Below are 23,964 nucleotides of genomic sequence, written 5' to 3'. Positions count from 1 at the left end.
ATTATTCCTGGGAAGTTGCTTTCTTAATAATCACAGTTCAGGTATAGTTCTTCATAATCCTTTCAAAATCACATGGTTGTAATTTTTCCTTTCAACTCTGCGCAATTTATTCTTTTTTTCTCCATAATTGATGAAAGTTTGTTTTTTACACTTTCATTGTTTTACCGTTGCTCTGATTAATTGACGCTTAAGCCGGTAAAGTTAATCTCGTCAACACGACATCACATTGCATAAGAATCGCATGAATGTCGTAAAAATAACTGAAAGAAAGGATAGAAATTATGCGTAAACTGACTGCTCTGTTTGTTGCCTCTACCCTGGCGCTGGGTGCTGCAAACCTGGCCCATGCTGCTGACACCACAACAGCTGCGCCAGCGGATGCCAAACCAATGATGCATCACAACGGGAAGTTCGCCCCGCATCACGACATGATGTTCAAAGACCTGAACCTGACCGACGCGCAGAAACAGCAGATTCGCGAAATTATGAAAGGCCAGCGCGATCAGATGAAACGTCCGCCGCTGGAAGAACGCCGCGCCATGCACGATATCATCGCCAGCGATAGCTTCGATAAAGCGAAAGCCGAAGCGCAAATTGCGAAGATGGAAGAACAGCGTAAAGCCAACATGCTGGCGCACATGGAAACGCAGAACAAGATTTACAACATTCTGACGCCGGAACAGAAAAAGCAGTTTAATGCCAATTTTGAGAAGCGTCTGACAGAACGTCCGGCGCAGAAAGGTAAAATGCCAGAAGCTGCCGAGTAATCGCCAGTCGTCTACACTAAATCAGTCATGCTGTGTCGGCGTTCAGCGCCGCACAGTGTGCAACAAACTCAAGACCGCCGCTCTTGTCCACAACATGTTTAACGATGTGGGCAGGATCGGCGGTTTTTTCTTTCCCGCCAGGAGAAGCGTTAATTTTTTTGCAAAATACCCTATTCAGCACTAAGGCAAATCAACCCTGTTGCCGATAACGATACTCTGCAGGGTAAATATCACAATGATGATTTATGGCTGGCTGTTCACGGCAGGTTGACGTGCTACGCCTTTCTGGAGGGGTGATGAAATATTTCGATATCCGCAAAATGCCGGTCAGTCTGTGGCGCAATGGGGCAGGAGAAACGCGAGAGATTTGCTGTTTTCCGCCAGCAACACGCGATTTTCACTGGCGGGCGAGTATCGCCTCTCTTGCAGCGAACGGAGAGTTTTCTCTTTTCCCGGGCGTAGAACGCGTGATTACCTTGCTGGAAGGAGGTGAAGTGACCCTGGAAGGGGCGAACATCTTCACTCACACCCTGAAGCAGCATCAACCTTTTACTTTTGCTGGTGACAAGGTTGTAAAAGCAAAGCTGACGGAAGGGCGGATGTCGATGGATTTTAATATCATGACCCGACGAGATGTTTGCCAGGCGAAAGTCAGAGTTGCCGATCGCACTTTTACGACCTTTGGTTCTCGTGGCGGCGTCGTGTTTGTTATCAGTGGCGCCTGGCAATTGGGTGAGAAGCTGCTGACGGCCGATCAGGGCGCGAGCTGGCACGACGGTAAACACACCCTGCGCCTGTTGGAGCGCGAGGGAAAACTGCTGTTCAGCGAGATTAACTGGATGCCGGGATACTCTCCGGATTCAGTTCAATAATGTCATATTTGCCAGACAAAACAGGCCGACAGAGAATTTTGTAGCCATCATGGTCAAAGCCAGCCGGCATTCTCGCCAGGGTTGTCGCCTCATCCAGCGTTGCAACGGCGCCCAGCCAAAACCAGTTATTGATGATATGGTACTGAGTCATGTCAGCGCGGGTTTCTTGCAGCGCAATGGCATTGTTCCACGGCCAGCAGATGACGCGCACTCTTTCCAGCGCCTCAAGCAGGCGCGAATGATGCGCCTGCGGGCTCTCTTTTCCACAGCACGCTCCGGCGCAGCGCTTTAGCGCTGAGCGAAAGCAGGCGCGCCCGCGACTCAGGGGTTCCAGCCCCAACAGGCCGTAGCACAGTTGCTGTTCATCGGCGATGCTTTGCAATGTTTGTAGCGCGGCACGGCGATTGGCAAACAAACCAAACAGATTGGGGGCATGGGAGAAATCAATATCTCGTGCGTAAACAACCTGAACAGTCTGGTCGGTAAGCTGCAGGGCGCAAAGCTGACGATTGCGTCGCAACCGTTTATTAAACAGAGGCTGCTGCTCTTTGATAAGCCGCGCTTCTAACAGTAGGGCGCCAATTTCTCCAGCCGTACAAATCCAGCTAATGCGTTTGGACTGGCGCAGCATTGCCGCTTCGTCCGTGGTACGCAGGTGTGACAACACGCGGCTGCGAATATTGACGCTTTTGCCTATATAAAGCGGCAGGGTGTCGCTTTCGCTATGAAACAGATAGACGCCGGGCACCGCGGGAAGCGCACTCAAAAATGGGCGCAGATGCTCGGGGTATTCATAAATTGCTGCTGCCTCTAATGTCAGGCGAGGGGCTGATTGACGCCGTACCACTTTTCACTCCGCTGCTGGTTATCTATCCAGTATAACAGCTGAGGAGCGATTAAAAAAGCGGCATGACCAGGCAGCTAAGGCCGGAGAGCGGCAATAGGGGCGCTACCCGGCATTAGGCAGAAAAAATTATGCTTTTTTCCAGAAATCATCAAACACGGTGATGGGTGGGCGACGTTTGTGCTCAGTCTTCAGATACCAACCTTCGATTTTTTTAGCTATTTCAGCATCCAGCGTTTTTCCTTCCAGATAATCGTCGATGTTGTCATAGCTCACGCCCAATGCGGCTTCATCCGGCAGAGAGGGGCGATCGTCTTCAAGGTCTGCGGTGGGAGCTTTCTTATATAAATGCTCCGGGCAACCCAGCGCAGCAAGCAGCTGTTTACCCTGGCGCTTGTTCAGACGGAATATTGGGTTGATGTCAGTACCGCCATCGCCATATTTAGTGAAGAAACCGGTGATCGCTTCTGCTGCATGATCGGTACCCACGACAACGCCGCTGGTCATGCCCGCGATACTGTATTGCGCCTTCATACGTTCACGGGCTTTTTCGTTGCCGCGCACAAAATCACTCAGCTCAATTCCCGCCTCACGCAAAGCCTGCTCGCTGGCCAGCACTGCGCCTTTAATATTGACGGTGAGTACGCGGTCTGGTTGTATAAAGGCAATGGCATCCTGGCAGTCCTGCTCGTCAGCCTGAACGCCATACGGTAAACGCACCGCAATAAATTGTAGCGCGTCATTTCCCGTTTCCTGGCGGAGCTCGGAAACGGCCATTTGGCAGAGTTTTCCGGCGAGGGTGGAGTCTTGTCCGCCGCTAATACCCAACACCAGTGATTTCAGAAAGGGGTAGGTTTGCAGGTATGATTTCAGGAAATCTACGCTGCGACGAATTTCCTCTTCTGCATTAATGTGCGGTTTTGCGCCAAGCGCTTTGATTATCTCTTGCTGCAGAGTCATGCAACCCCCTGTGAAAAATAAAATGATATGTTAAAGCTAACGCGTTGAGGCCCAAACGACAAGGGATGCAGGCCTGATATAACATCATTTTGTTTTAATAGAATTTTCCGAAACGGCCTAAGTATCATCTGATTGCTTGAAAAATGCGTTGTTGTGCTCCAGGCTTACATAACACGCTGAAAAACAAGAGGACGAAAAAATGAACAAGAATCTAACAGGAATTCTGGGTGCAGCGGCTGTTTTGACTATGCTGGCGGGGTGTACGGCCTATGATCGTACCAAAGACCAATTTGTTCAGCCCGTAGTGAAAGATGTGAAGAAAGGGATGAGCAGGGCGCAGGTCGCGCAGATTGCCGGTAAGCCTTCTTCAGAAGTGAGCATGATCCATGCGCGCGGGACCTGTCAGACCTACATCCTGGGTCAACGAGATGGTAAAGCTGAAACCTATTTCGTTGCTTTAGACGATACCGGTCATGTGATTAACTCTGGCTACCAGACCTGCTCAGAGTATGACACCGACCCGCAGGCAGCGAAGTAGTAACAACTGTTTATTGCCTGAGCACTCTGAACAACCGGCCATCGCGCCGGTTTTTTTGTGCCGCACGATCTTATTTATTGCCGCGAATTATTTGCATAAAATGTGAGGGGGGTCATAACGACAGGTCAAGGAGAGACAATTTAGTTGGTCAAGGAAATACCATCAACCGGTACAATCCCGTATACTCGTTTCAGCCACCTAAAAAAGTAATTTAGCTGACGCAGGTTACCCAGAGCATGGATGCAGGTTATGGCTTGCGGAGTGTCTGGTTGACAGATAATCGCACATGAGGATCGTTTTAATGGAAAAGAAACACATTTATCTGTTTTGTTCTGCGGGCATGTCGACTTCATTGTTGGTATCGAAGATGCGTGCTCAGGCCGAAAAATACGAAGTGCCGGTTATTATTGAAGCGTTTCCTGAAACGCTGGCCGGAGAAAAAGGCCCGGCGGCCGATGTTGTGTTATTAGGTCCGCAAATTGCTTATATGTTGCCCGAAATTCAGCGTTTGTTACCCAACAAGCCTGTGGAAGTGATTGACTCGCTGCTGTATGGCAAAGTCGATGGTTTAGGCGTGCTTAAGGCTGCTGTTGCAGCAATTAAAAAAGCCGCAGCAAATTAATTATTTTATTTTAATTTTTCCCGTCAAAGAGTTATTTCATTAACATTCACCGCAATTATTAATTGCGGTATTTAAGGGTATTTTTCTATGAGTAACGCTATTGCTTCACTTGAAAAGGTACTCCTTCCTTTTGCTGTAAAAATTGGAAAGCAGCCGCACGTTAATGCAATCAAAAACGGTTTTATTCGTTTAATGCCGTTAACCCTCGCAGGGGCAATGTTTGTATTAATTAATAACGTTTTCCTGAGCTTTGGGGAGGGGTCGTTTTTTTATTCGATGGGCATTCGACTTGATGCTTCAACTATTGAAACGCTGAATAGTTTGAAGGGCATTGGTGGAAACGTCTATAACGGTACGCTGGGTATCATGTCATTGATGGCGCCGTTCTTTATCGGCATGGCGCTGGCAGAAGAACGCAAGGTCGACTCACTGGCTGCCGGGTTGTTATCTGTCGCCGCATTTATGACCGTCACGCCGTACAGCGTGGGTGAAGCCTATGCGGTTGGCGCCAACTGGCTGGGCGGCGCGAATATTATTTCCGGTATTATTATCGGCCTGGTGGTCGCGGAAATGTTCACTTTTGTGGTCCATCGTAATTGGGTGATCAAATTACCTGATAGCGTACCGACATCCGTATCGCGTTCCTTCTCTGCGCTGATTCCTGGCTTTCTTATTCTCTCCATTATGGGGATCATCGCCTGGGCGCTGAACACCTGGGGTACCAACTTCCATCAGATCATTATGGATTCCATTTCAACGCCGCTGGCATCGCTGGGTAGCGTAGTGGGTTGGGCCTATGTGATTTTTGTTCCGCTGCTGTGGTTCTTTGGTATTCACGGTTCTTTGGCGCTGACCGCGCTGGACAGCGGAATCATGACGCCATGGGCGCTGGAAAACATCTCTATCTACCAACAGTTTGGTTCCGTAGACGCTGCGCTGGAAGCCGGTAAGACGTTCCACGTCTGGGCGAAACCGATGCTCGACTCCTATATTTTCCTTGGGGGTAGCGGGGCAACGTTGGGTCTGATTATCGCTATCTTCCTGGCATCACGTCGTCCTGACTATCGTCAGGTTGCTAAGCTGGCACTGCCGTCAGGTCTCTTCCAGATTAACGAACCTATCCTGTTCGGTCTGCCGATCATCATGAACCCGGTTATGTTTATTCCGTTCATTCTGGTTCAGCCGATTCTGGCGGCGATTACGCTGGCAGCTTACTACTCAGGCATTATTCCACCGATTACCAACATCGCACCGTGGACTATGCCAACCGGTTTGGGCGCGTTCTTTAACACCAACGGTAGCGTCGCCGCTCTGCTGGTCGCGCTGTTCAACCTCGGTATTGCAACGCTGGTTTACCTGCCGTTCGTGGTAGTAGCCAACAAAGCTCAGAACGTTATTGATCAAGAAGAAAGCGAAGATGATATCGCTAACGCATTGAAATTCTAAATTTAATCCGGCGTGGCTTTGCGGTCATGCCGGACTTAACCAGAGGAAAAAAGTATGTTGGATATCGAGAATATCGTCGACACGCAGTCAGAAGCAGAAGAACTTGAAGAAGTGGTGATGGGGCTCATCATTAATTCTGGTCAGGCGCGTAGCCTGGCATACGGCGCACTCAAAATGGCCAAGCAGGGGGATTTTGAAGCAGCGAAGACCATGATGGACCAGTCTCGCCTGGCGCTGAACGAAGCGCACCTCGTGCAAACAAAACTGATTGAAGGCGATCAGGGCGAAGGTAAAATGAAAGTCAGCCTGGTGCTGGTCCACGCACAGGATCATCTGATGACCTCGATGCTGGCGCGCGAGCTGGTCACTGAACTGATTGAACTTCACGAGAAGCTGAAATAGCGAGGAGTGCAAAATGCAGCTACAGATTAACGCACCGGAAATCAAAACTGTCTATGAACAGCAGCTGTTTAATGGCAAAAATTTCCATGTGTTCATCTATAACAAAACTGAGAGCATCAGTGGGCTGCATCAACATGACTACTATGAATTTACGCTGGTTTTAACCGGACGCTATTATCAGGAAATCAACGGTAAACGCGTATTGCTTGAGCGTGGGGACTTTGTTTTTATCCCGTTGGGATCGCATCACCAGAGTTTTTATGATTTCGGTGCGACAAGGATCCTTAACGTCGGTATCAGTAAACGTTTTTTTGAACAGCACTACCACCCGCTGCTGCCGTTTTGTTTCGTTGCATCGCAGGTCTATCGGGCGAATAACTCGTTTCTTACCTACATTGAAACGGTTATTGCATCACTGAACTTTCGTGAGAGCGGACTCGATGAATTTGTAGAAGTGGTCACCTTCTATATTATTAATCGGCTGCGCCATCATCGCGAAGAGCAGGTGCTGGATGATATTCCTCAGTGGCTCAAAACCACCGTCGAGACCATGCATGATAAACGGCAGTTTAGCGAGAATGCGCTGGAAAATATGGTACACCTGTCCGCGAAATCCCAGGAGTATCTGACCCGCGCGACCCAGCGTTATTACAGCAAAACGCCGATGCAGATCATTAATGAAATTCGCATTAATTTTGCTAAAAAACAGCTGGAAATGACTAACTATTCTGTTACGGATATTGCTTATGAGTCTGGTTACAGTAGTCCAAGCCTGTTTATTAAAACATTTAAAAAGCTGACGTCGTTTACGCCAAATAGCTATCGTAAGAAATTAACTGAATTTAATCAGTAGATATTATTTTCCAATAACTCATTTTTTATAGCTTGCCCTAAATAGCGTCGGGACAGCCACGCTATACCTGACAAACGGGTTGAGCATAATACATGTCAGTGTTTTGACACTGAAGGGAGAACGTATGAGCCAGAAATTAAAAGTCGTCACTATCGGTGGCGGGAGCAGCTACACCCCTGAGTTACTTGAAGGCTTTATTAAGCGCTATCATGAATTACCGGTTTCTGAATTGTGGCTGGTTGATGTAGAGGGTGGTAAAGAGAAGCTGGACATTATTTTTGACCTTTGCCAGCGGATGATCGACAAAGCTGGCGTTCCGATGAAGTTGTATAAAACGCTGGATCGCCGCGAAGCGTTGAAAGATGCTGATTTTGTTACCACCCAACTGCGTGTAGGACAACTTAAAGCCCGTGAGAAGGATGAGCGTATCCCGCTGAGCCACGGTTATCTGGGACAGGAAACGAACGGTGCGGGCGGTCTGTTCAAAGGTTTGCGTACCATTCCGGTTATTTTTGACATTGTAAAAGATGTGGAAGAACTGTGCCCGAATGCGTGGGTGATTAACTTTACTAACCCGGCCGGGATGGTGACTGAAGCGGTCTATCGCCATACGAATTTTAAGAAATTCATCGGCGTGTGTAATATTCCCGTCGGCATGAAAATGTTCATTAGCGATGTGCTGGCGCTGAAAGAGAGCGATGATTTATCTATCGATCTGTTCGGTCTGAACCATATGGTCTTTATCAAAGATGTGCTGGTGAACGGCGTGTCACGTTTTGATGAACTGCTGGACGGCGTCGCATCGGGCGAGTTGAAAGCATCTACCGTGAAGAACATCTTTGACCTGCCGTTTAGTGAAGGACTGATTCGTTCGCTGAAACTACTGCCGTGCTCTTACTTGCTCTACTACTTCAAGCCAAAAGAGATGCTGGCGATTGAGATGGGCGAATACTATAAGGGCGGGGCACGCGCTCAGGTGGTACAGAAAGTTGAGAAACAACTTTTTGATCTCTATAAAAATCCTGAGCTGAACGTTAAGCCGAAGGAGCTGGAACAGCGCGGTGGCGCTTATTACTCCGACGCGGCCTGTGAAGTGATCAACGCTATCTACAACGATAAGCAGACCGAACATTATGTCAACATTCCGCACCATGGGCATGTCGATAACATTCCTGCGGACTGGGCGGTAGAAATGACCTGCACGTTGGGACGCAACGGCGCCACGCCACATCCACGTATTACTCATTTTGATGAGAAAGTCCTTGGTCTTATCTATACCATTAAAGGCTTTGAAGTGGCGGCGAGTAATGCGGCATTGAGCGGAGAGCTAAATGATGTGCTGCTGGCGCTGAACCTGAGCCCGCTGGTGCATTCTGACCGCGACGCTGAAGTCCTGGCGCGTGAATTGATTCTGGCGCATGAACAATGGCTGCCAAATTTCGCCGGGTGCATCGAGAAACTGAAAAGCGAACAACACTAACTGAGGTCGGCTATGGAACGCGTACTGATTGTGAATGCGGATGATTTTGGCCTGAGCAAAGGCCAAAACTACGGCATTGTTGAAGCCTGCCGCAATGGCGTGGTCACCTCGACGACGGCGTTGGTAAATGGCGCTGCGATTGACCATGCGGTACAACTGAGTCGTGACATACCTGCACTTGCCGTCGGGATGCACTTTGTTCTGACGCTGGGCAGACCGTTGACGCCAATGCCAGGCCTTACGCGTGACGGATTGCTGGGGAAATGGATCTGGCAAATGGCAGAAGAAGATGCTTTGCCGCTGGATGAAATTTCGCAAGAGCTGGCCGCGCAGTATCAGCGTTTTATAGACCTGTTTGGGCGGGAACCGACGCATCTGGATAGCCATCACCATGTGCATATGTTCCCGCAGATTTTCCCCATTGTCGCGAGCTTTGCAGCCGAACGAGGGATTGCGTTGCGTATCGATCGTCAGGCGGTGTGCCAGTCGTCTGATTTACCCGACACGTTGCGTTCTTCCCAGGGATTCAGCAGCGAGTTTTATGGCGAAGCGATTTCTGAGGCGCTGTTTTTACAAACGCTGGATGCCTCAGCAGACCGGGGAGAGTCCTCACTGGAAGTCATGTGCCATCCAGCCTTTATCGATGACACTATTCGTCAAAGTGCCTACTGTTACCCCCGCTTAACTGAGCTTGACGTACTGACGTCTTCGTCACTGAAATATGCTATTGCGGAGCGCGGTTATCGTCTTGGCAGTTTTCTGAACGTGTAATTCCTGAGTTTGCGGCGCAATTATGCGCCGCATTTTTTTAGGCAGGGATCGCGTCGATTTTTCCGGCTCGCGACCAGACACGATGCGCAGTCATCAGTGTCAGTAAGGTATCCATAAACTGTGCGTCTGCACTGTCCGCTTCTACCACGCCTTCCTCACTCTGATTTGTGATATTCAATGCAGCTTTAAGCTGGCGAGCATCTCCTGCCAGGGCGATAGGTTTCAGGTGCTTATACGCTTCCAGTAAGTAATATTTCGCATCGCCATTCATGGCGATATCCGCGATATTCCCACCCGGAACGATAACCGCATCGACCGTCAGCGACGGCGAGCCGGCAAAGGTACCCGCGATCGTCAGGACGGAGCCATCGTCGGCAACCACATTACCCATTCTGGAATAGAGCAACCTGGCATGAACGCCTTTCGCCTGCAGGGCCTGCATAATGGTGAGCAGATCGTCTGCCTTTACCTGATCATTGAGCAGAATGGCGACCACGCGGCCTTTGATATCACCTTTTGATCCCGCATATAAACTAAGCGAAGGCGCATTGGTTAACCCGTTGACGTCCGGTGGAGGGGAGATCTGGGTTTGCTCTTCGGTCAGTTCAAAACCGAGGTTGCTGGCCACGGACTGCGCCAGAGTGGTATCAATATGCGCCAGATGATCGACCACTCTTTCGCGAATATAAGGCCGGGTCACTTTGCTGAGTTCGAAACTGAATCCGCCAATAATATGCTGTTGCTCTATTGGCGTCTGGCTTAGCCAGAACAGGCGAGGGTGGGCATAGTATTCGCCGAAAGAGGGGCTACGCTCACGAATTTTATTCCCGTCAATGCGCTCCTGATACGACTCAAATCCACCACGTTTTGGCCCCGGCGGCGTTTCTCGTGGCCAGTTGTCATTGATGGAGTTAGGTTCATAGTTGGCGGGATTGGTATCAATATCCATGCGATGCATGCCGTCGCGCTGGAAGTTATGATACGGGCAGGTAGGGCGATTGATCGGAATTTCATGGAAGTTGGGTCCCCCCAGACGGCTGATCTGTGTGTCCGTATAGGAGAACAGTCTGCCCTGTAACAGAGGGTCATTGGTAAAATCGATGCCCGGAACGATGTGACCGGGATGAAATGCCGCCTGTTCGTTTTCCGCGAAGAAATTGTCCGGGTTGCGGTTTAGTACCATTTTACCGACGCGCTGAACCGGAACCAGCTCTTCCGGGATGAGTTTTGTCGGGTCGAGCAGGTCAAAATCGAATTTAAACTCATCTTCCTCCGGAATTAACTGCAGGCCAAGTTCGTATTCCGGGTAATCGCCGGCTTCAATTGCCTCCCACAGATCGCGGCGATGGAAATCAGGATCGCGACCCGTCAGTTTCTGTGCTTCATCCCATACCAAAGAAGCTTTGCCAGCCAGCGGTTTCCAGTGGAAGCGGACGAAAGTGGCTTTCCCCTGCGCATTAATCAGCCGAAAAGTATGGATGCCAAAACCTTCCATCGTGCGATAACTGCGCGGGATCCCCCGGTCAGACATCGCCCACATCACGTTGTGCAGGGTTTCAGGCTGCAATGAGACATAATCCCAGAAGGTATCATGCGCGCTTTGGCCCTGTGGGATGGCCCAATGTGGCTCCGGTTTTACGGCGTGGACGAAATCCGGGAATTTATGTGCATCCTGAATAAAAAAGATCGGCGTATTATTCCCTACCAGATCAAAGATGCCCTCTTCAGTATAAAATTTTGTCGCAAATCCCCGAATATCCCTGACCGTATCCGCTGAGCCTGCGCCGCCCTGGACTGTTGAGAAACGGACAAAAACGGGTGTTATCTTGTTTTCTGCGGACAAGAAATCGGCTTTTGTCGTTGCGCTTAAATCGGTATAGGACTGAAAGTAACCGTGCGCGGCTGACCCTCGGGCGTGAACGATACGTTCTGGTATACGTTCGTGATCAAAATGGGTGATTTTTTCTCGCAGGATAAAATCTTCCAGTAATGTTGGCCCGCGATTTCCGGCGCGCAGCGAGTTTTGATCGTCTGCAATGCGTACGCCCTGATTGGTGGTCAGGGCAAATTCTTCGCTTCCTTTGCGAAAACTGTCCAGCGCGTTGAGTTTGTCACTTCTGATGTCAGGCGCTTTTAAGCTGCCGGACGTGGTGGGTTGCATGCCAGGAGGCGTGGGTTCAGGCGTTGGACGATGTGAACCGTCTGCTGGCGCCAGGGAATCAAGACCGGGTTTGGACTCGCTGGCATCATGAACCGGCGCAGTGTGATGGAGCGGATGCTTATCTTTCTGTGACATTAAACTCGTCTCCTGTATTCATCGCTGAAAGGGTCGTTGTTGCTGTCAAAAGCTTTAACTATAGACCACTCACTCAGCCCTGCAGGAATATACCGGGGAAGTAAAGCGCGATGAGACAGGCAAACCGCGCACGCAAGGCAGGACGCGGGAGGGGAAAATCGGCTAAGATAGCGGTTTTCTGATTTTTAGAATTTGTCTTTAGTGAAACAACTGATTATGAAACCTCTTCGCCAACAAAATCGTCCGGTTATTAGCTACGTGCCCCGCGTGGAGCCTGCTCCGCCAGAGCATGCGGTTAAAATGGATGCGTTTCGTGACGTATGGATACTGCGCGGTAAATATGTCGCTTTTGTCTTAATGGGGGAGTCGTTTCAGCGTTCGCCTGCATTTACGGTTCCGGAATCAGCGCAACGCTGGGCTAATCAGATTCGCCAGGAAAATGAACTGAGCGATTAACTGGATATAAAAAAACCGCCGGAGCATGACACGCCGGCGGTTTTTTGTTTATCAGCAAACAGGCTTAGCGATGCGCCAGTTCGGCGTTATCATCGCTGTCCAGAATCGTTTTGTCGGTCTGCTTCAGCCACTGGCTGGTCAGCGTACCGGCAGTCATGGAGCCGCTAACGTTCAGCGCCGTACGACCCATATCAATCAGCGGTTCAACGGAGATCAGCAGCGCGACCAGCGTTACCGGCAGACCCATGGCAGGCAGAACGATCAGCGCGGCAAAGGTCGCGCCACCGCCCACACCCGCAACGCCTGCGGAACTCACGGTCACGATACCTACCAGCGTGGCAATCCACATGGGATCCAGCGGGTTAATACCGACAGTGGGGGCGACCATCACCGCCAGCATGGCCGGGTACAGGCCGGCACAGCCGTTCTGACCAATCGTGGCGCCAAAAGAGGCGGCAAAACTGGCAATGGATTCAGGTACGCCCAGACGACGGGTTTGTGCTTCAACGTTCAGCGGGATGGACGCGGCGCTGGAACGGCTGGTGAAAGCGAAAGTCAGGACAGGCCAGACTTTGCGGAAGTATTTCAGCGGGCTAACGCCGTTAACTCCCAGCAGGATCCCGTGTACCACAAACATAATGCCCAGACCAAGATACGAAGCGACGACGAAGCTGCCAAGCTTGATGATGTCCTGCAGGTTGGAGCCTGCAACCACTTTAGTCATCAGCGCCAGAACACCGTACGGTGTTAACTGCATAACCAGACGAACCAGCTTCATCACCCAGCTTTGCAGGGTATCGATAGCGACCAGAACACGCTCGCCTTTTGGGGCGTCATCTTTCAGCAGTTTCAGTGCGGCTACACCGAGGAATGCTGCGAAGATAACCACGCTGATAATTGACGTCGGGTTCGCTCCGGTCAGATCGGCAAACGGGTTTTTCGGGATGAACGACAGCACCAGTTGCGGAACGCTGAGGTCGGCTACTTTGCCAACATAATTGGTTTCAATGGCATTCAGGCGTGCGGTTTCAGCCCCGCCCTGTACCAGACCTTCAGCGGTCAGGCCGAACAGGTTGGTCACCAGAACACCTACCAGCGCGGCAATCAGCGTGGTAAACAGCAGCGTGCCGATGGTCAGGAAGCTAATTTTACCTAACTGAGAGGCGTTGTGCAGACGCGCAACGGCACTGAGAATAGAGGCAAAGACCAGCGGCATAACAATCATTTGCAGCAACTGGACGTAACCGTTGCCGACAATGTTGAACCACTGTACGGAATCTTTAAGAACCTGGCTGTCGGAGCCATAAATGGTGTGCAGCGCAAGGCCGAACACCACACCCATGACCAGACCGACCAGTACTTTTTTTGCCAGACTCCACTGTTTGTGACGGGCTTGCGCCAGCACGAACAGCAGCACTACGAACACGATAATGTTCGCGATTAATGGAAAGTTCATCCCCGTTCTCCTGATCTTATTATGCGGATCACCGTACGATGGTGATTCAGTTGGCGCAAGATTAGCAGAACTGTGACATGCCTCTTATATTCAAATGGAATTGTTTATGCCAAAAATGACATTTCGGCTGATTTATTAGTCAACCTGGTGCGTTATGAATCGATTAAACTGCATTTGTAGCGTATTTATCATTTGCGATGACCAGCGTACTGCGCTGTTTTCTTGTACGGTCTGCGGCATCCAGATGGCCCAGGCAAACAGCGCCATACACAGGAATCGCTCCAGTTGATTCCCTTTTTGCGGCACAAGGATCGGCAGGCGAAAGCGCCAGCGACAGGGCCAAAGCAGGGGGACGCCTGCCGGGGTCAGCATGTCGGCCAGAATGTGGCTGAGATAACCGAGAACCATGCCCTGTAAGGCATCAGCTGGAATTATCCAGGTATCAGGGACTTTCAGGTAAAACGTGGCCAGCAGGGCAAAGACTGCCAGCAGGCTATGCGTAAACCCGCGATGGCCAAATGCGCGGGCAATGGGTTTCGATATCCACTTCAGACGCTGTCCGAGCAGAGATTTTGGATGATCGATATCCGGTAGCAGACATGTCAAAATGGCTGAAGGAACAATATGCCACCAGTCACCCTGCGCAAGAACGGGCGTTAGCTCGGCATTTTTGGCAAATACCGCACAGGCAATAGAAAAAAGAAGGTGGCCTTCCGCCGTCATGATAAAACCCAATAAACTGTCGATTCATACAGTATAGGGGTTTTATACAGTAGGCGGAAGAGGTGACGTTGTAACCCTTTGTCACAAGTGCGACATTACCGCGCCAGCCAACCACCATCCACGGCCAGCGTATAACCATGAATATAGTCAGAGGCTGAACTTGCGAGAAAAACGACCGGGCCTTTCAGATCGTCTGGCTTTCCCCAGCGTCCGGCTGGAATACGATCGATAATCTCCTGATTGCGCTCGCTGTCTTCACGTAGTTGCTGCGTGTTATTGGTCGCCATATAGCCGGGCGCAATAGCGTTGACATTAATACCTTGTGCAGCCCATTCATTAGCCAGCAGGCGGGTGATACCCAGTACACCGCTTTTCGATGCGGTATAGGAAGGAACGCGGATCCCGCCCTGAAATGAGAGCATTGAGGCAATATTAATTATTTTCCCACCGTTACCCTGCGCCACAAACTGGCGCGCCACGGCCTGCGACAGAAAGAACACGGATTTGAGATTCAGGGTCATCACGTCATCCCAGTCTTTTTCGCTGAAGTCCAGCGCATCCTGGCGACGTATGGTGCCCGCATTATTGACCAGAATATCGATCCGACCAAATGCCTCCACCGTTTGTGTCACAATACTGGCGAGTACGTCCTGTTGGCTGAGATCGGCCTGAATCGCCAGAAAACGTCGACCGAGCGCGTTAATTTTCTCTGCGGTATCATGCGGGGTTTTACGATTCACTCCGACCACATCACAGCCAGCTTCAGCCAGCGCCAGTGCCATACCTTGTCCAAGGCCGGTATCACATCCGGTGACGATGGCAACTTTACCTGCGAGACGAAAAGCATCCTGAATCATATTCACCTCAATTATTCATTCCATTCACACTTTACCATGCGGAAAGAATAGGAGAGGCTGAGCTGAAATGCAATAAAAATGAAACGCTGTTTTAAAATCAATCTCACGGGCAATGCGAATCATTGCCCGTGAGAGGATTAGCCGCGCAGATGAACGGCTGTAAGTTCGGTGAGCGAGGACAGTTTTACGTCGGCCAGTACATAGCGAGGATCGCCCTGATTTTCATGTGCAGGCACCACGATAGAGCGCATGCGAGCCGCTTTCGAGGCGATCATGCCGTTGACTGAATCTTCCAGGGCAACGCAACTCAAAGGATCAATGCCCAGTTTCGCTGCGCAATCGAGATACACCTGCGGGTGCGGTTTGCTGTAGGGCAGTTTCTCCGCGGAGGCCAGTGCATCGAAGCTGTCGCATAAACCAAACATGGTCAGCACTTTTTCCAGCATATGCAACGGTGATGCGGATGCCAGCCCGACCAAAAGTCCCTGCGATTTGCACAACGCCACGGCTTCACGTACGCCAGGCAGCAGCGGTCTTGTTTCTTCAACTAACGCAATAGCCCGCGTGATGATACGTTCAGTCACTTCCTGACGTGTGGGGCCATTCCACGGTTGCTGCGCAAACCACAAATCAACCACCATGTCGATGCGTAAGCCAAGGGTATCGGGAAGCTCATGGCGGCGAGTGATATCAACGCCTAAACTTGCCATCACATCCAGTTCGGCCTGATCCCAGAGCGGTTCTGAATCGACCAGTAATCCATCCATATCGAAAATTGCAGCAAGAATTTGACGCGGGGTTGACATCACAACCTCTCCTTTAGGGTGATAAAAGGGATTTCGAGCCAGTCATAACAGGCTCTGAGCGTTCATTATGGCTAATTCTCTATTATACCGCCTTTAAAGATCAGGCGAAAACGGTTATCAACGGGTAAACTTAGGCCAAAATGACACGTCTTTATCAAGGGGAACTCATGACGTATCAACAAGCTGGACGCATTGCCGTCTTGAAAAGGCTGGTGGGATGGGTGATTTTCATTCCCGCGCTGATTTCAACACTGGTTTCTGTACTGAAGTTTATGTATGCGCACAGCGAAAAGCAGGAGGGGATTAATGCGGTGATGCTCGATTTTGCCCATGTAATGATCGACATGATGCGGGTGAACACCCCCTTTCTTAACGTATTTTGGTATAACTCGCCGACACCCGATTTTCAAAGTGGACTCAATCTCGTTTTTTGGCTGATTTTCATCCTGATTTTTGTCGGCTTAGCGTTGCAGGATTCAGGTGCAAGAATGAGCCGTCAGGCGCGTTTTTTACGCGAAGGTGTTGAGGATCAACTGATTCTGGAACAGGCCAAAGGCAGTGAAGGGTTATCACGCGCACAAATTGAATCACGTATCGTGGTACCGCACCATATGATCTTTTTACAAATTTTTCCGCTGTATATATTGCCGGTGATCGTTATCGTCATCGGCTACTTCTTCTTCTCATTACTGGGCTTTTTGTAAGCGTTGAAACATCAGGCCTGCCGCATTGTGTAACGTCAGGCCTGATAAGCGCGCTGTTAAGCCGCCAGTAACCTATCCATCGCTTTCTGTGCCACAACCAGATGCTGCCCTCCGAACAGAATAGCCCGATTCAGCAGCGTATAGAGCTGGTAGACAGGCTGTCTGTCAAGAAAATCCAGGGGGAGCGGCGAGACGGACTGATAACCATCATATATTTGCGGCGGCTGTTCGGTATGTAACTGCAGCATTGCCAGATCGCACTCTCTGTCTCCCCAGTAGCAGGCAGGGTCGAAGATGTAAGGACCGTTCGGGCCGAGGGCGCAGTTTCCCGACCACAAATCCCCATGCAGGAGAGACGGCTGCGGCTGATGGGACGAGAGGCGTTGCTGAACATGCTCGACAATGGCGTCAATATTGCCAAACGCAATACCTTTTTCAGCGGCGAGTTCCAGTTGCCAGCCAATGCGCTGCTCGGCAAAAAAAGTTGACCAGCGACGTTGCCAGGCATTGGGTTGCGGCGTGGTCGAGAGCGCATTGTCGAAGTCGAGTCCGAACTGCGGCTGATCGCTCCATTCATGCAAATGCGCAAGCTGTTGGCCGAGGATAAACGCATTGTGCGCGTCAAGCGGACGGGGAGGGAGGAAGTCCATCACCAGGAAACTGTAATCTCTGTCTGCGCCTACCGCCCAAACTTTCGGTACAGATACGGTTTGACTGCGGGAAAGTAGCTCCAGTTGATCGGCTTCCGCCGTAAAGCCGGTCAACAGCTCTCTTTCATCGCATTTGACGAAAAAATCGCGCCCCGCATAGCGTAAATGCCATGCGGCGTGGATCTCTCCGCCGGGCAGTTCATTACGCAGTTCGATTTCGCCTTCACCTAATTGCTCGCTTAAAAGACGACTGATAGCCTGCCACATGATGTCTCTCCCCATGTTGTCTGCCAGATCATAAGGTTAGCGCAAGAATGCGGTTAAAAAACACGAACTGACGCACACCACGGACGCGTCATCGCTGGAAAGGCACTTAATGTTTGTCGTTCTTCTTCATCTCGCACAGTTGTGGAGACGTCTGTTTGCACATGATTCACTTCTTTGTAATCACGTGATTTTTTATCATAGACGTATAACAACCATGCCGACAGTTTTACCGGAAAATCCCCCTTCCTGGTAAGAAGGGGGACGGTGGCATTACTGCGCAAGGTATGCATATATTTTTTGCGTATCGTCCAAAGCGCACAGACGCGTCCCCTGATTCAGGGTTGCTGCGCTACCGGCGGCAACCCCGAAACGAACAATATCGTCAAAAGGTGCGTTGTCAGCCAGTTTAAGCGTCATGGCGCCGACCATGCTGTCGCCTGCGCCTACGGTACTTTGACTTTTCACCGGGGGTGGAACCACCTGGACGCAGGTGTCGCGATCAACGCCCAGCGCCCCTTGTGGCCCAAGAGAGACCACGACGCGGTGTGCTTTACCCGATTGCACAATCTCCTGCGCAGCTTTACGCACGTCATCAGGTTGGGTGAGTTCGCGGTTCACCAGCGCGCTCAGTTCTTTGAGGTTGGGTTTGACCAGTTCGATATTGCCGATGGCTAACGCCGCCGTTAGCGCCTCGCCTGAGCTATCGACGATGCAGCGAATACCCTGTTTTTGTGCTGAGGTAACGAGTCGGGTCAGCTTCTCAAGTTGTACGCCAGGCGGCAAACTGCCGCTAATCACCAGCAGCGCGCCGGACTCAATTTCCAGCACCTGATCCTGAAGTTGATAGAACTCATCATCGGTCAGCGCAGCCCCGGGCATAACGAAGCGATACTGCTCACCGCTGGACTCAACGTGGACGTGCAGATTTTGGCGGGTCCAGTCTTTGGCTTCGACTGTAGAGACGGGAACATTTTCGTCGGCGAGCAATGCAACAAGATGCTCACCCGTGGCCCCGCCCGCGGGGAAGATAGCCGTCGCAGTACCGCCAAGATGCGCTATTGCACGAGCGACATTGATGCCGCCGCCACCGGGTTCAAAAACCGGCGAGGTACAGCGAAGTTTACCCTCAGGGTAGATTTGCGGAGTAATTGTTGCGCTATCGAGAGAGGGCGCAAGTGTTAACGTATAGATACGTACCATCTTTACCTCCTGTTAGGCTGCCTTCAGTCTGGCACTTAACATCCCGAAAGTGAAGTAATTAACAACATGATTTTTCATATCTTTATTTAAAATTATCGGGTCAAAGTTATATAAATAAAATATCGATTTAAGAACGCTCTTATTCAAAAAATGAAATAAGAATTTATTGCTATGTTATTCGAGTCTTTTTATAATTTGTTACCTTTCAAGGGTCTTTTGTCATTGATCCATATGAAAGTTTCCGAGACCGTTATGGTCTCTTTTTTTGTTGTACGGACTCTTAATAAATGAAGCTTTTGAAGACAGTGCCCACAGCATTCATGCTGATGGGAGGCCTGCTTGCGTCAATGCATGCTGCCGCCGATGATTCCGTTTTTACTGTCATGGATGACCCTTCCAGCGCGAAAAAACCCTTTGAAGGTAACCTGAACGCGGGATATCTCGCCCAGTCAGGCAACACAAAAAGTTCTTCTTTAACTGCAGACACCAACATGACCTGGTATGGTCAAACCACGGCGTGGTCTCTGTGGGGAAACGCCAGCAACACCTCCTCAAATGATGAGCGTTCATCAGAGAAATATGCCGTAGGGGGCCGTAGTCGTTACAACATGACCGACTATGACTATCTCTTTGGGCAGGCAAGCTGGTTGACCGACCGCTACAACGGTTATCGCGAGCGTGACGTACTGACCGCAGGTTACGGCCGTCAGTTCCTTAATGGGCCGGTGCACAGCTTCCGTTTTGAATTCGGTCCTGGTGTTCGTTATGACGAGCACACTGATGGCACCACCGAAACGCAGCCGTTGGGCTATGCGTCCGGGGCGTATGCGTGGCAGATGACGGATAACACCAAATTTACTCAGGGTGTATCAGTATTCGGTGCTGACGATACGACACTCAACTCTGAAACGGCTTTGAACGTTGCCATCAACGAACACTTCGGGTTAAAGGTGGCTTACAACGTAACCTGGAACTCTGAACCGCCGGCAACGGCGCCGGAGCATACCGATCGTCGAACGACTGTTTCGCTCGGTTATCGTATGTAGTGACAAGCCGGGTCAAATAATTGGCCCGGTTTTCCCAATTAAAGTTAAGTTTATTTAATATTTACTCTACGTTTTATTTTTACCACATGACAATAACGCGCTATTTTTCAGGTAAATTCTATTTAATAGATAAATAAACGGAACCGTACTGCCGGTGCCAATAATTTAACCCCAGATCATTGCGGCCCAACGCAGCATCAGCATGGCCGCACAAATAACAAGCAGAATCACAACTATTTTCCAGTGTTTCTTCGCAAAGCGATTTGTTGGCATAGTTCTTTCCCGCTCATATTCGATGACTTTCGGCAAGTGTAACAAAGACGTCAGGGTGTCAGTGAATTGATTTACATCATACAGTGCGCGTTGATTGCTGCTTTGATCGGCTCGTAACACCGTGTACACTGTCAACGGTGTTATCAAAAAAAGGGCGTAGGTCCAGCGTCGCCACCAAGGCAACCCGTGACATATTTCGCAGAGTGAAGCGGGAATCAGCCCACACCTTTTTGATAATTTTAAATATTGAATCTTTGTATGTGCTCTTACGTGTGGGGCACCACTGCAAATAAGGATATAACATGCCTGTTATTACTCTTCCTGATGGCAGCCAACGCCATTACGACCACGCTGTAAGCCCCATGGATGTTGCGCTGGACATCGGTCCAGGTCTGGCGAAAGCCACGATTGCTGGCCGTGTTAACGGTGAGCTGGTAGATGCTTCCGATCTGATTGAACATGATGCGAAGCTCTCCATCATTACCGCGAAGGATGAAGAAGGTCTGGAGATCATTCGTCACTCCTGTGCGCACCTGTTAGGGCACGCGATCAAACAACTCTGGCCGCACACCAAAATGGCGATCGGACCGGTTGTTGACAACGGTTTTTACTACGATATCGATCTTGACCGTACGTTAACCCAGGAAGACGTCGACGCGCTCGAGAAGCGGATGCACGAGCTCGCTGAGAAAAACTACGATGTCATTAAGAAGAAAGTCAGCTGGTACGAAGCGCGTGAAACCTTCGTGAAGCGTGGCGAGACCTATAAAGTCTCTATTCTTGATGAAAACATTGCCCATGATGACAAGCCTGGCTTGTACCATCATGAAGAATATGTCGATATGTGCCGTGGCCCGCACGTGCCGAACATGCGTTTCTGCCATCACTTCAAACTGATGAAGACCGCAGGGGCATACTGGCGTGGCGACAGCAATAATAAGATGCTGCAGCGTATTTATGGTACTGCATGGGCAGATAAAAAAGCCCTCAACGCCTACCTGCAACGTCTGGAAGAAGCCGCCAAACGCGATCACCGTAAAATCGGTAAACAGCTTGACCTGTATCATATGCAGGAAGAAGCGCCGGGTATGGTGTTCTGGCACAATGATGGCTGGACTATCTTCCGTGAACTGGAAGTCTTCGTTCGTTCGAAACTGAAAGAATATCAGTATCAGGAAGTTAAAGGTCCGTTCATGATGGACCGCGTGCTGTGGGAAAAAACAGGTCACTGGGATAACTACAAAGATGCGATGTTCACGACGTCTTCAGAGAACCGTGAATACTGCATTAAGCCCATGAACTGCCCGGGCCACGTACAGATCTTTAATCAGGGTCTGAAATCATATCGCGATCTGCCGCTGCGTATGGCTGAGTTTGGTAGCTGCCACCGTAACGAGCCGTCAGGCGCGCTGCACGGTCTGATGCGCGTTCGTGGCTTCACTCAGGATGATGCGCATATCTTCTGTACTGAAGAACAGATCCGTGATGAAGTTAACGCTTGTATTCGTATGGTCTACGATATGTACAGCACCTTTGGCTTCGAGAAGATCGTCGTCAAACTGTCCACTCGCCCCGAAAAACGTATCGGTAGCGATGAAATGTGGGACCGTGCTGAAGCTGACCTGGCCGTTGCGTTGGAAGAAAACAACATCCCGTTTGAGTTCCAACTGGGTGAGGGCGCATTCTACGGTCCGAAAATTGAATTTACCCTGTATGACTGCCTCGATCGTGCATGGCAGTGCGGTACTGTACAGCTGGACTTCTCCCTGCCGTCCCGTTTAAGCGCCTCTTATGTTGGCGAAAACAACGAGCGTCAGGTGCCGGTTATGATTCACCGTGCAATTCTTGGGTCGATGGAACGTTTCATCGGTATTCTGACCGAAGAGTTTGCTGGCTTCTTCCCGACCTGGCTTGCGCCGGTTCAGGTTGTGGTCATGAACATTACCGATTCTCAGTCTGAATACGTTAACGAATTAACGCAGAAACTACAAAATGCGGGCATTCGTGTAAAAGCAGACTTGAGAAATGAGAAGATTGGCTTTAAAATCCGCGAGCACACTTTACGTCGTGTCCCTTACATGTTGGTCTGTGGCGACAAAGAGGTTGAAGCAGGCAAAGTTGCCGTGCGCACCCGTCGTGGCAAAGACTTGGGCAGCCTGGACGTAAATGAAGTGATTGAGAAGCTGCAACAAGAGATTCGCAGCCGCAGTCTTCAACAACTGGAGGAATAAGGTATTAAAGGCGGAAAACGAGTTCAAACGGCACGTCCGAATCGTATTAATGGCGAGATTCGCGCCCTGGAAGTTCGCTTAACAGGTCTGGAAGGCGAAGCTTTGGGTATTGTGAGTCTGAGAGAAGCAATCGAAAAAGCTGAAGAAGCTGGAGTAGATTTAGTTGAAATCAGCCCTAACGCCGAACCGCCAGTTTGTCGTATTATGGACTACGGCAAGTTCCTTTATGAAAAGAGTAAGTCTTCTAAGGAACAGAAGAAAAAGCAAAAAGTTATCCAGGTTAAGGAAATTAAATTCCGTCCTGGCACCGACGATGGCGATTACCAGGTAAAACTCCGCAGCCTGGTACGCTTTCTGGAAGATGGCGATAAGGCTAAGATCACGCTGCGTTTTCGCGGCCGTGAGATGGCCCACCAACAGATCGGTATGGAAGTGCTCAACCGCGTCCGTGACGATCTGAGTGAACTGGCAGTAGTCGAATCCTTCCCTACGAAGATCGAAGGCCGTCAGATGATCATGGTGCTCGCTCCTAAGAAGAAACAGTAAGGCCTTCAAGTAGCAATGTCTGTGGAGCCTGCGGGTTCCACAGCCGTTGTTCGCCTACGTTTCGTTTATTAACAATGCGAAGTGGAAGTTATTAAAATGCCAAAAATTAAGACCGTACGCGGTGCTGCTAAGCGCTTCAAAAAAACCGGTGGTGGTGGATTTAAGCGTAAGCACGCAAACCTGCGTCATATTCTGACCAAAAAATCTACTAAGCGTAAACGTCACCTGCGTCCAAAAGGCCTGGTTTCTAAAGGCGATCTGGGTCTGGTTATCGCGTGCCTGCCGTACGCATAAGCCGTTAACGTTTAATTAATTTTTTACTAAGAATATAGATACAGGAGAGCACATATGGCTCGCGTAAAACGTGGTGTAGTTGCCCGTGCACGTCACAAGAAAATTTTGAAACAAGCTAAAGGCTACTACGGTGCGCGTTCTCGCGTATACCGCGTTGCCTTCCAGGCTGTTATCAAAGCTGGTCAGTACGCTTATCGTGACCGTCGTCAGAAAAAGCGTCAGTTCCGTCAACTGTGGATTGCGCGTATCAACGCAGCAGCACGTCAGAACGGTATTTCTTACAGCAAATTCATCAACGGCCTGAAAAAAGCCTCTGTTGAAATCGACCGTAAGATCCTGGCTGACATCGCAGTATTCGACAAAGTAGCGTTCACCGCTCTGGTCGAAAAAGCGAAAGCAGCTCTGGCATAAGCCGGTGAAAAGAGGGAGCCTGGCTCCCTCTCTTTTATTGTAGAGCAATCAATTAGTTGACATTTTACCCGTAAGCCTTTTCAATAAAGGTTGTCCGGTTTTTACCACATAAGGTAATGCAAGCATGAATGCTGCTATTTTCCGCTTCTTCTTTTACTTTAGCACCTGAATCCAGGAGGCTTGCGCGTGAAAG

General features: G+C 50.1%; 27 protein-coding genes and 1 other annotated feature (1 of these 28 cut by a window edge). Of the genes, 17 read left to right on the top strand and 10 right to left on the bottom strand.

The genetic code is table 11. The features are described 5' to 3' along the window. The first annotated feature begins 281 nt into the window (after window positions 1-281). Both spy and ves read left to right on the top strand, forming a co-directional pair. Entirely contained in the window at window positions 282-767 is a 486-nt protein-coding gene (spy, locus tag ICA20_RS14240; RefSeq protein ID WP_006684847.1) for an ATP-independent periplasmic protein-refolding chaperone Spy, read from the top strand. 296 nt (window positions 768-1,063) lie between these two features. Further along, the gene (gene ves, locus ICA20_RS14235) at window positions 1,064-1,639 is read left to right on the top strand and encodes an environmental stress-induced protein Ves (RefSeq protein ID WP_038640148.1); all 576 of its coding nucleotides are present in this window, start codon (window positions 1,064-1,066) and stop codon (window positions 1,637-1,639) included. Here the strand turns inward: ves and cho are convergent. Together cho and nadE are read right to left on the bottom strand one after the other, a co-directional pair. Further along, window positions 1,599-2,486, bottom strand: a complete 888-nt coding sequence (cho, locus tag ICA20_RS14230) for an excinuclease Cho (RefSeq protein ID WP_038640150.1) — start codon at window positions 2,484-2,486, stop codon at window positions 1,599-1,601. The two genes, ves and cho, sit on opposite strands and share 41 nt — an antisense overlap. 126 nt (window positions 2,487-2,612) lie before the next feature. Further along, complete coding sequence (gene nadE, locus ICA20_RS14225) at window positions 2,613-3,443, bottom strand: ammonia-dependent NAD(+) synthetase (protein ID WP_038640152.1); 831 nt, start codon at window positions 3,441-3,443, stop codon at window positions 2,613-2,615. A gap of 199 nt (window positions 3,444-3,642) precedes the next feature. Here nadE and osmE point away from each other — a divergent pair, with 199 nt between their 5' ends. The 7 genes from osmE to chbG all read left to right on the top strand — a co-directional run bounded on the left by osmE (window position 3,643) and on the right by chbG (window position 9,555). Further along, a complete protein-coding gene (gene osmE, locus ICA20_RS14220; protein ID WP_038640154.1) occupies window positions 3,643-3,981 on the top strand; it encodes an osmotically-inducible lipoprotein OsmE in 339 nt (112 codons plus the stop codon). Between the two features lie 301 nt (window positions 3,982-4,282). Beyond that, entirely contained in the window at window positions 4,283-4,603 is a 321-nt protein-coding gene (gene chbB / locus ICA20_RS14215) for a PTS N,N'-diacetylchitobiose transporter subunit IIB (RefSeq protein WP_003030620.1), read from the top strand. An 87-nt stretch (window positions 4,604-4,690) separates the two neighbouring features. Then, a complete protein-coding gene (chbC, locus tag ICA20_RS14210) occupies window positions 4,691-6,049 on the top strand; it encodes a PTS N,N'-diacetylchitobiose transporter subunit IIC (RefSeq protein WP_038640157.1) in 1,359 nt (452 codons plus the stop codon). Window positions 6,050-6,103: 54 nt separating this feature from the next. Beyond that, window positions 6,104-6,451 (top strand): PTS N,N'-diacetylchitobiose transporter subunit IIA, encoded by a 348-nt coding sequence (gene chbA / locus ICA20_RS14205; protein ID WP_038640158.1) that lies wholly within the window; start codon window positions 6,104-6,106, stop codon window positions 6,449-6,451. Between the two features lie 13 nt (window positions 6,452-6,464). Next, window positions 6,465-7,304 (top strand): transcriptional regulator ChbR, encoded by an 840-nt coding sequence (chbR, locus tag ICA20_RS14200; RefSeq protein ID WP_003030617.1) that lies wholly within the window; start codon window positions 6,465-6,467, stop codon window positions 7,302-7,304. Window positions 7,305-7,428: 124 nt separating this feature from the next. Next, window positions 7,429-8,784, top strand: coding sequence for a 6-phospho-beta-glucosidase (locus tag ICA20_RS14195; RefSeq protein WP_038640160.1), 1,356 nt, complete (start codon window positions 7,429-7,431; stop codon window positions 8,782-8,784). Between the two features lie 12 nt (window positions 8,785-8,796). After that, window positions 8,797-9,555, top strand: a complete 759-nt coding sequence (gene chbG, locus ICA20_RS14190; RefSeq protein WP_038640162.1) for a chitin disaccharide deacetylase — start codon at window positions 8,797-8,799, stop codon at window positions 9,553-9,555. A 37-nt stretch (window positions 9,556-9,592) separates the two neighbouring features. Here chbG and katE read toward each other — a convergent pair whose 3' ends face one another. Next, window positions 9,593-11,851 (bottom strand): catalase HPII, encoded by a 2,259-nt coding sequence (katE, locus tag ICA20_RS14185; RefSeq protein ID WP_038640164.1) that lies wholly within the window; start codon window positions 11,849-11,851, stop codon window positions 9,593-9,595. A gap of 213 nt (window positions 11,852-12,064) precedes the next feature. Here katE and cedA point away from each other — a divergent pair, with 213 nt between their 5' ends. Further along, the gene (gene cedA, locus ICA20_RS14180; RefSeq protein WP_230592298.1) at window positions 12,065-12,307 is read left to right on the top strand and encodes a cell division activator CedA; all 243 of its coding nucleotides are present in this window, start codon (window positions 12,065-12,067) and stop codon (window positions 12,305-12,307) included. A 64-nt stretch (window positions 12,308-12,371) separates the two neighbouring features. Here the strand turns inward: cedA and tcyP are convergent, their stop codons facing one another. From tcyP to hxpB, 4 genes are all read right to left on the bottom strand, one after another. Continuing rightward, window positions 12,372-13,763, bottom strand: a complete 1,392-nt coding sequence (tcyP, locus tag ICA20_RS14175) for a cystine/sulfocysteine:cation symporter (protein WP_006684833.1) — start codon at window positions 13,761-13,763, stop codon at window positions 12,372-12,374. Window positions 13,764-13,898: 135 nt separating this feature from the next. After that, window positions 13,899-14,498 (bottom strand): metal-dependent hydrolase, encoded by a 600-nt coding sequence (locus ICA20_RS14170; RefSeq protein WP_087050648.1) that lies wholly within the window; start codon window positions 14,496-14,498, stop codon window positions 13,899-13,901. Between the two features lie 83 nt (window positions 14,499-14,581). Continuing rightward, complete coding sequence (kduD, locus tag ICA20_RS14165; protein ID WP_038640166.1) at window positions 14,582-15,343, bottom strand: 2-dehydro-3-deoxy-D-gluconate 5-dehydrogenase KduD; 762 nt, start codon at window positions 15,341-15,343, stop codon at window positions 14,582-14,584. A gap of 137 nt (window positions 15,344-15,480) precedes the next feature. Beyond that, window positions 15,481-16,149: a hexitol phosphatase HxpB gene (hxpB, locus tag ICA20_RS14160; protein ID WP_038640168.1), complete on the bottom strand. Its 669-nt coding sequence runs from the start codon at window positions 16,147-16,149 to the stop codon at window positions 15,481-15,483. Window positions 16,150-16,316: 167 nt separating this feature from the next. Here hxpB and ICA20_RS14155 point away from each other — a divergent pair, with 167 nt between their 5' ends. Continuing rightward, the gene (locus tag ICA20_RS14155) at window positions 16,317-16,853 is read left to right on the top strand and encodes a YniB family protein (protein ID WP_038640170.1); all 537 of its coding nucleotides are present in this window, start codon (window positions 16,317-16,319) and stop codon (window positions 16,851-16,853) included. A 56-nt stretch (window positions 16,854-16,909) separates the two neighbouring features. On the opposite strand, the gene ICA20_RS14150 is transcribed toward ICA20_RS14155, so the two are convergent. Beyond that, window positions 16,910-17,770 carry a fructosamine kinase family protein gene (locus ICA20_RS14150; RefSeq protein WP_038640172.1) on the bottom strand — a complete coding sequence of 287 codons (861 nt, stop codon included), beginning with the start codon at window positions 17,768-17,770 and terminating at the stop codon, window positions 16,910-16,912. A 270-nt stretch (window positions 17,771-18,040) separates the two neighbouring features. Continuing rightward, complete coding sequence (gene pfkB / locus ICA20_RS14145) at window positions 18,041-18,970, bottom strand: 6-phosphofructokinase II (RefSeq protein WP_038640174.1); 930 nt, start codon at window positions 18,968-18,970, stop codon at window positions 18,041-18,043. 287 nt (window positions 18,971-19,257) lie between these two features. Here pfkB and ICA20_RS14140 point away from each other — a divergent pair, with 287 nt between their 5' ends. Next, entirely contained in the window at window positions 19,258-20,016 is a 759-nt protein-coding gene (locus ICA20_RS14140) for a YdiY family protein (RefSeq protein ID WP_038640176.1), read from the top strand. 165 nt (window positions 20,017-20,181) lie between these two features. On the opposite strand, the gene yniD is transcribed toward ICA20_RS14140, so the two are convergent. Beyond that, on the bottom strand, window positions 20,182-20,289 hold the full coding sequence (yniD, locus tag ICA20_RS14135; RefSeq protein ID WP_087856702.1) for a small membrane protein YniD: 108 nt from the start codon (window positions 20,287-20,289) through the stop codon (window positions 20,182-20,184). Window positions 20,290-20,591: 302 nt separating this feature from the next. On the opposite strand from yniD, the gene thrS reads away from it, so the two are divergent. From thrS to pheM, 5 genes are all read left to right on the top strand, one after another. Continuing rightward, window positions 20,592-22,520, top strand: coding sequence for a threonine--tRNA ligase (thrS, locus tag ICA20_RS14130; RefSeq protein ID WP_032939806.1), 1,929 nt, complete (start codon window positions 20,592-20,594; stop codon window positions 22,518-22,520). A gap of 3 nt (window positions 22,521-22,523) precedes the next feature. After that, window positions 22,524-23,066 (top strand): translation initiation factor IF-3, encoded by a 543-nt coding sequence (gene infC, locus ICA20_RS14125; RefSeq protein WP_048997935.1) that lies wholly within the window; start codon window positions 22,524-22,526, stop codon window positions 23,064-23,066. Between the two features lie 96 nt (window positions 23,067-23,162). Continuing rightward, window positions 23,163-23,360 (top strand): 50S ribosomal protein L35, encoded by a 198-nt coding sequence (gene rpmI, locus ICA20_RS14120; protein WP_003030583.1) that lies wholly within the window; start codon window positions 23,163-23,165, stop codon window positions 23,358-23,360. A gap of 54 nt (window positions 23,361-23,414) precedes the next feature. Further along, complete coding sequence (gene rplT / locus ICA20_RS14115) at window positions 23,415-23,771, top strand: 50S ribosomal protein L20 (protein WP_003030578.1); 357 nt, start codon at window positions 23,415-23,417, stop codon at window positions 23,769-23,771. Window positions 23,772-23,890: 119 nt separating this feature from the next. Continuing rightward, window positions 23,891-23,964 (top strand) — a sequence feature (Phe leader region); it runs 51 nt beyond the window's last position. Further along, the gene (gene pheM / locus ICA20_RS14110) at window positions 23,896-23,940 is read left to right on the top strand and encodes a pheST operon leader peptide PheM (protein ID WP_001386830.1); all 45 of its coding nucleotides are present in this window, start codon (window positions 23,896-23,898) and stop codon (window positions 23,938-23,940) included. It overlaps the preceding feature by 45 nt.

This window comes from Citrobacter sp. C5_2, from assembly GCF_014596845.2.
GTDB lineage: Bacteria > Pseudomonadota > Gammaproteobacteria > Enterobacterales > Enterobacteriaceae > Citrobacter > Citrobacter werkmanii.
This window is presented reverse-complemented; position numbering and strand designations above follow the sequence as displayed.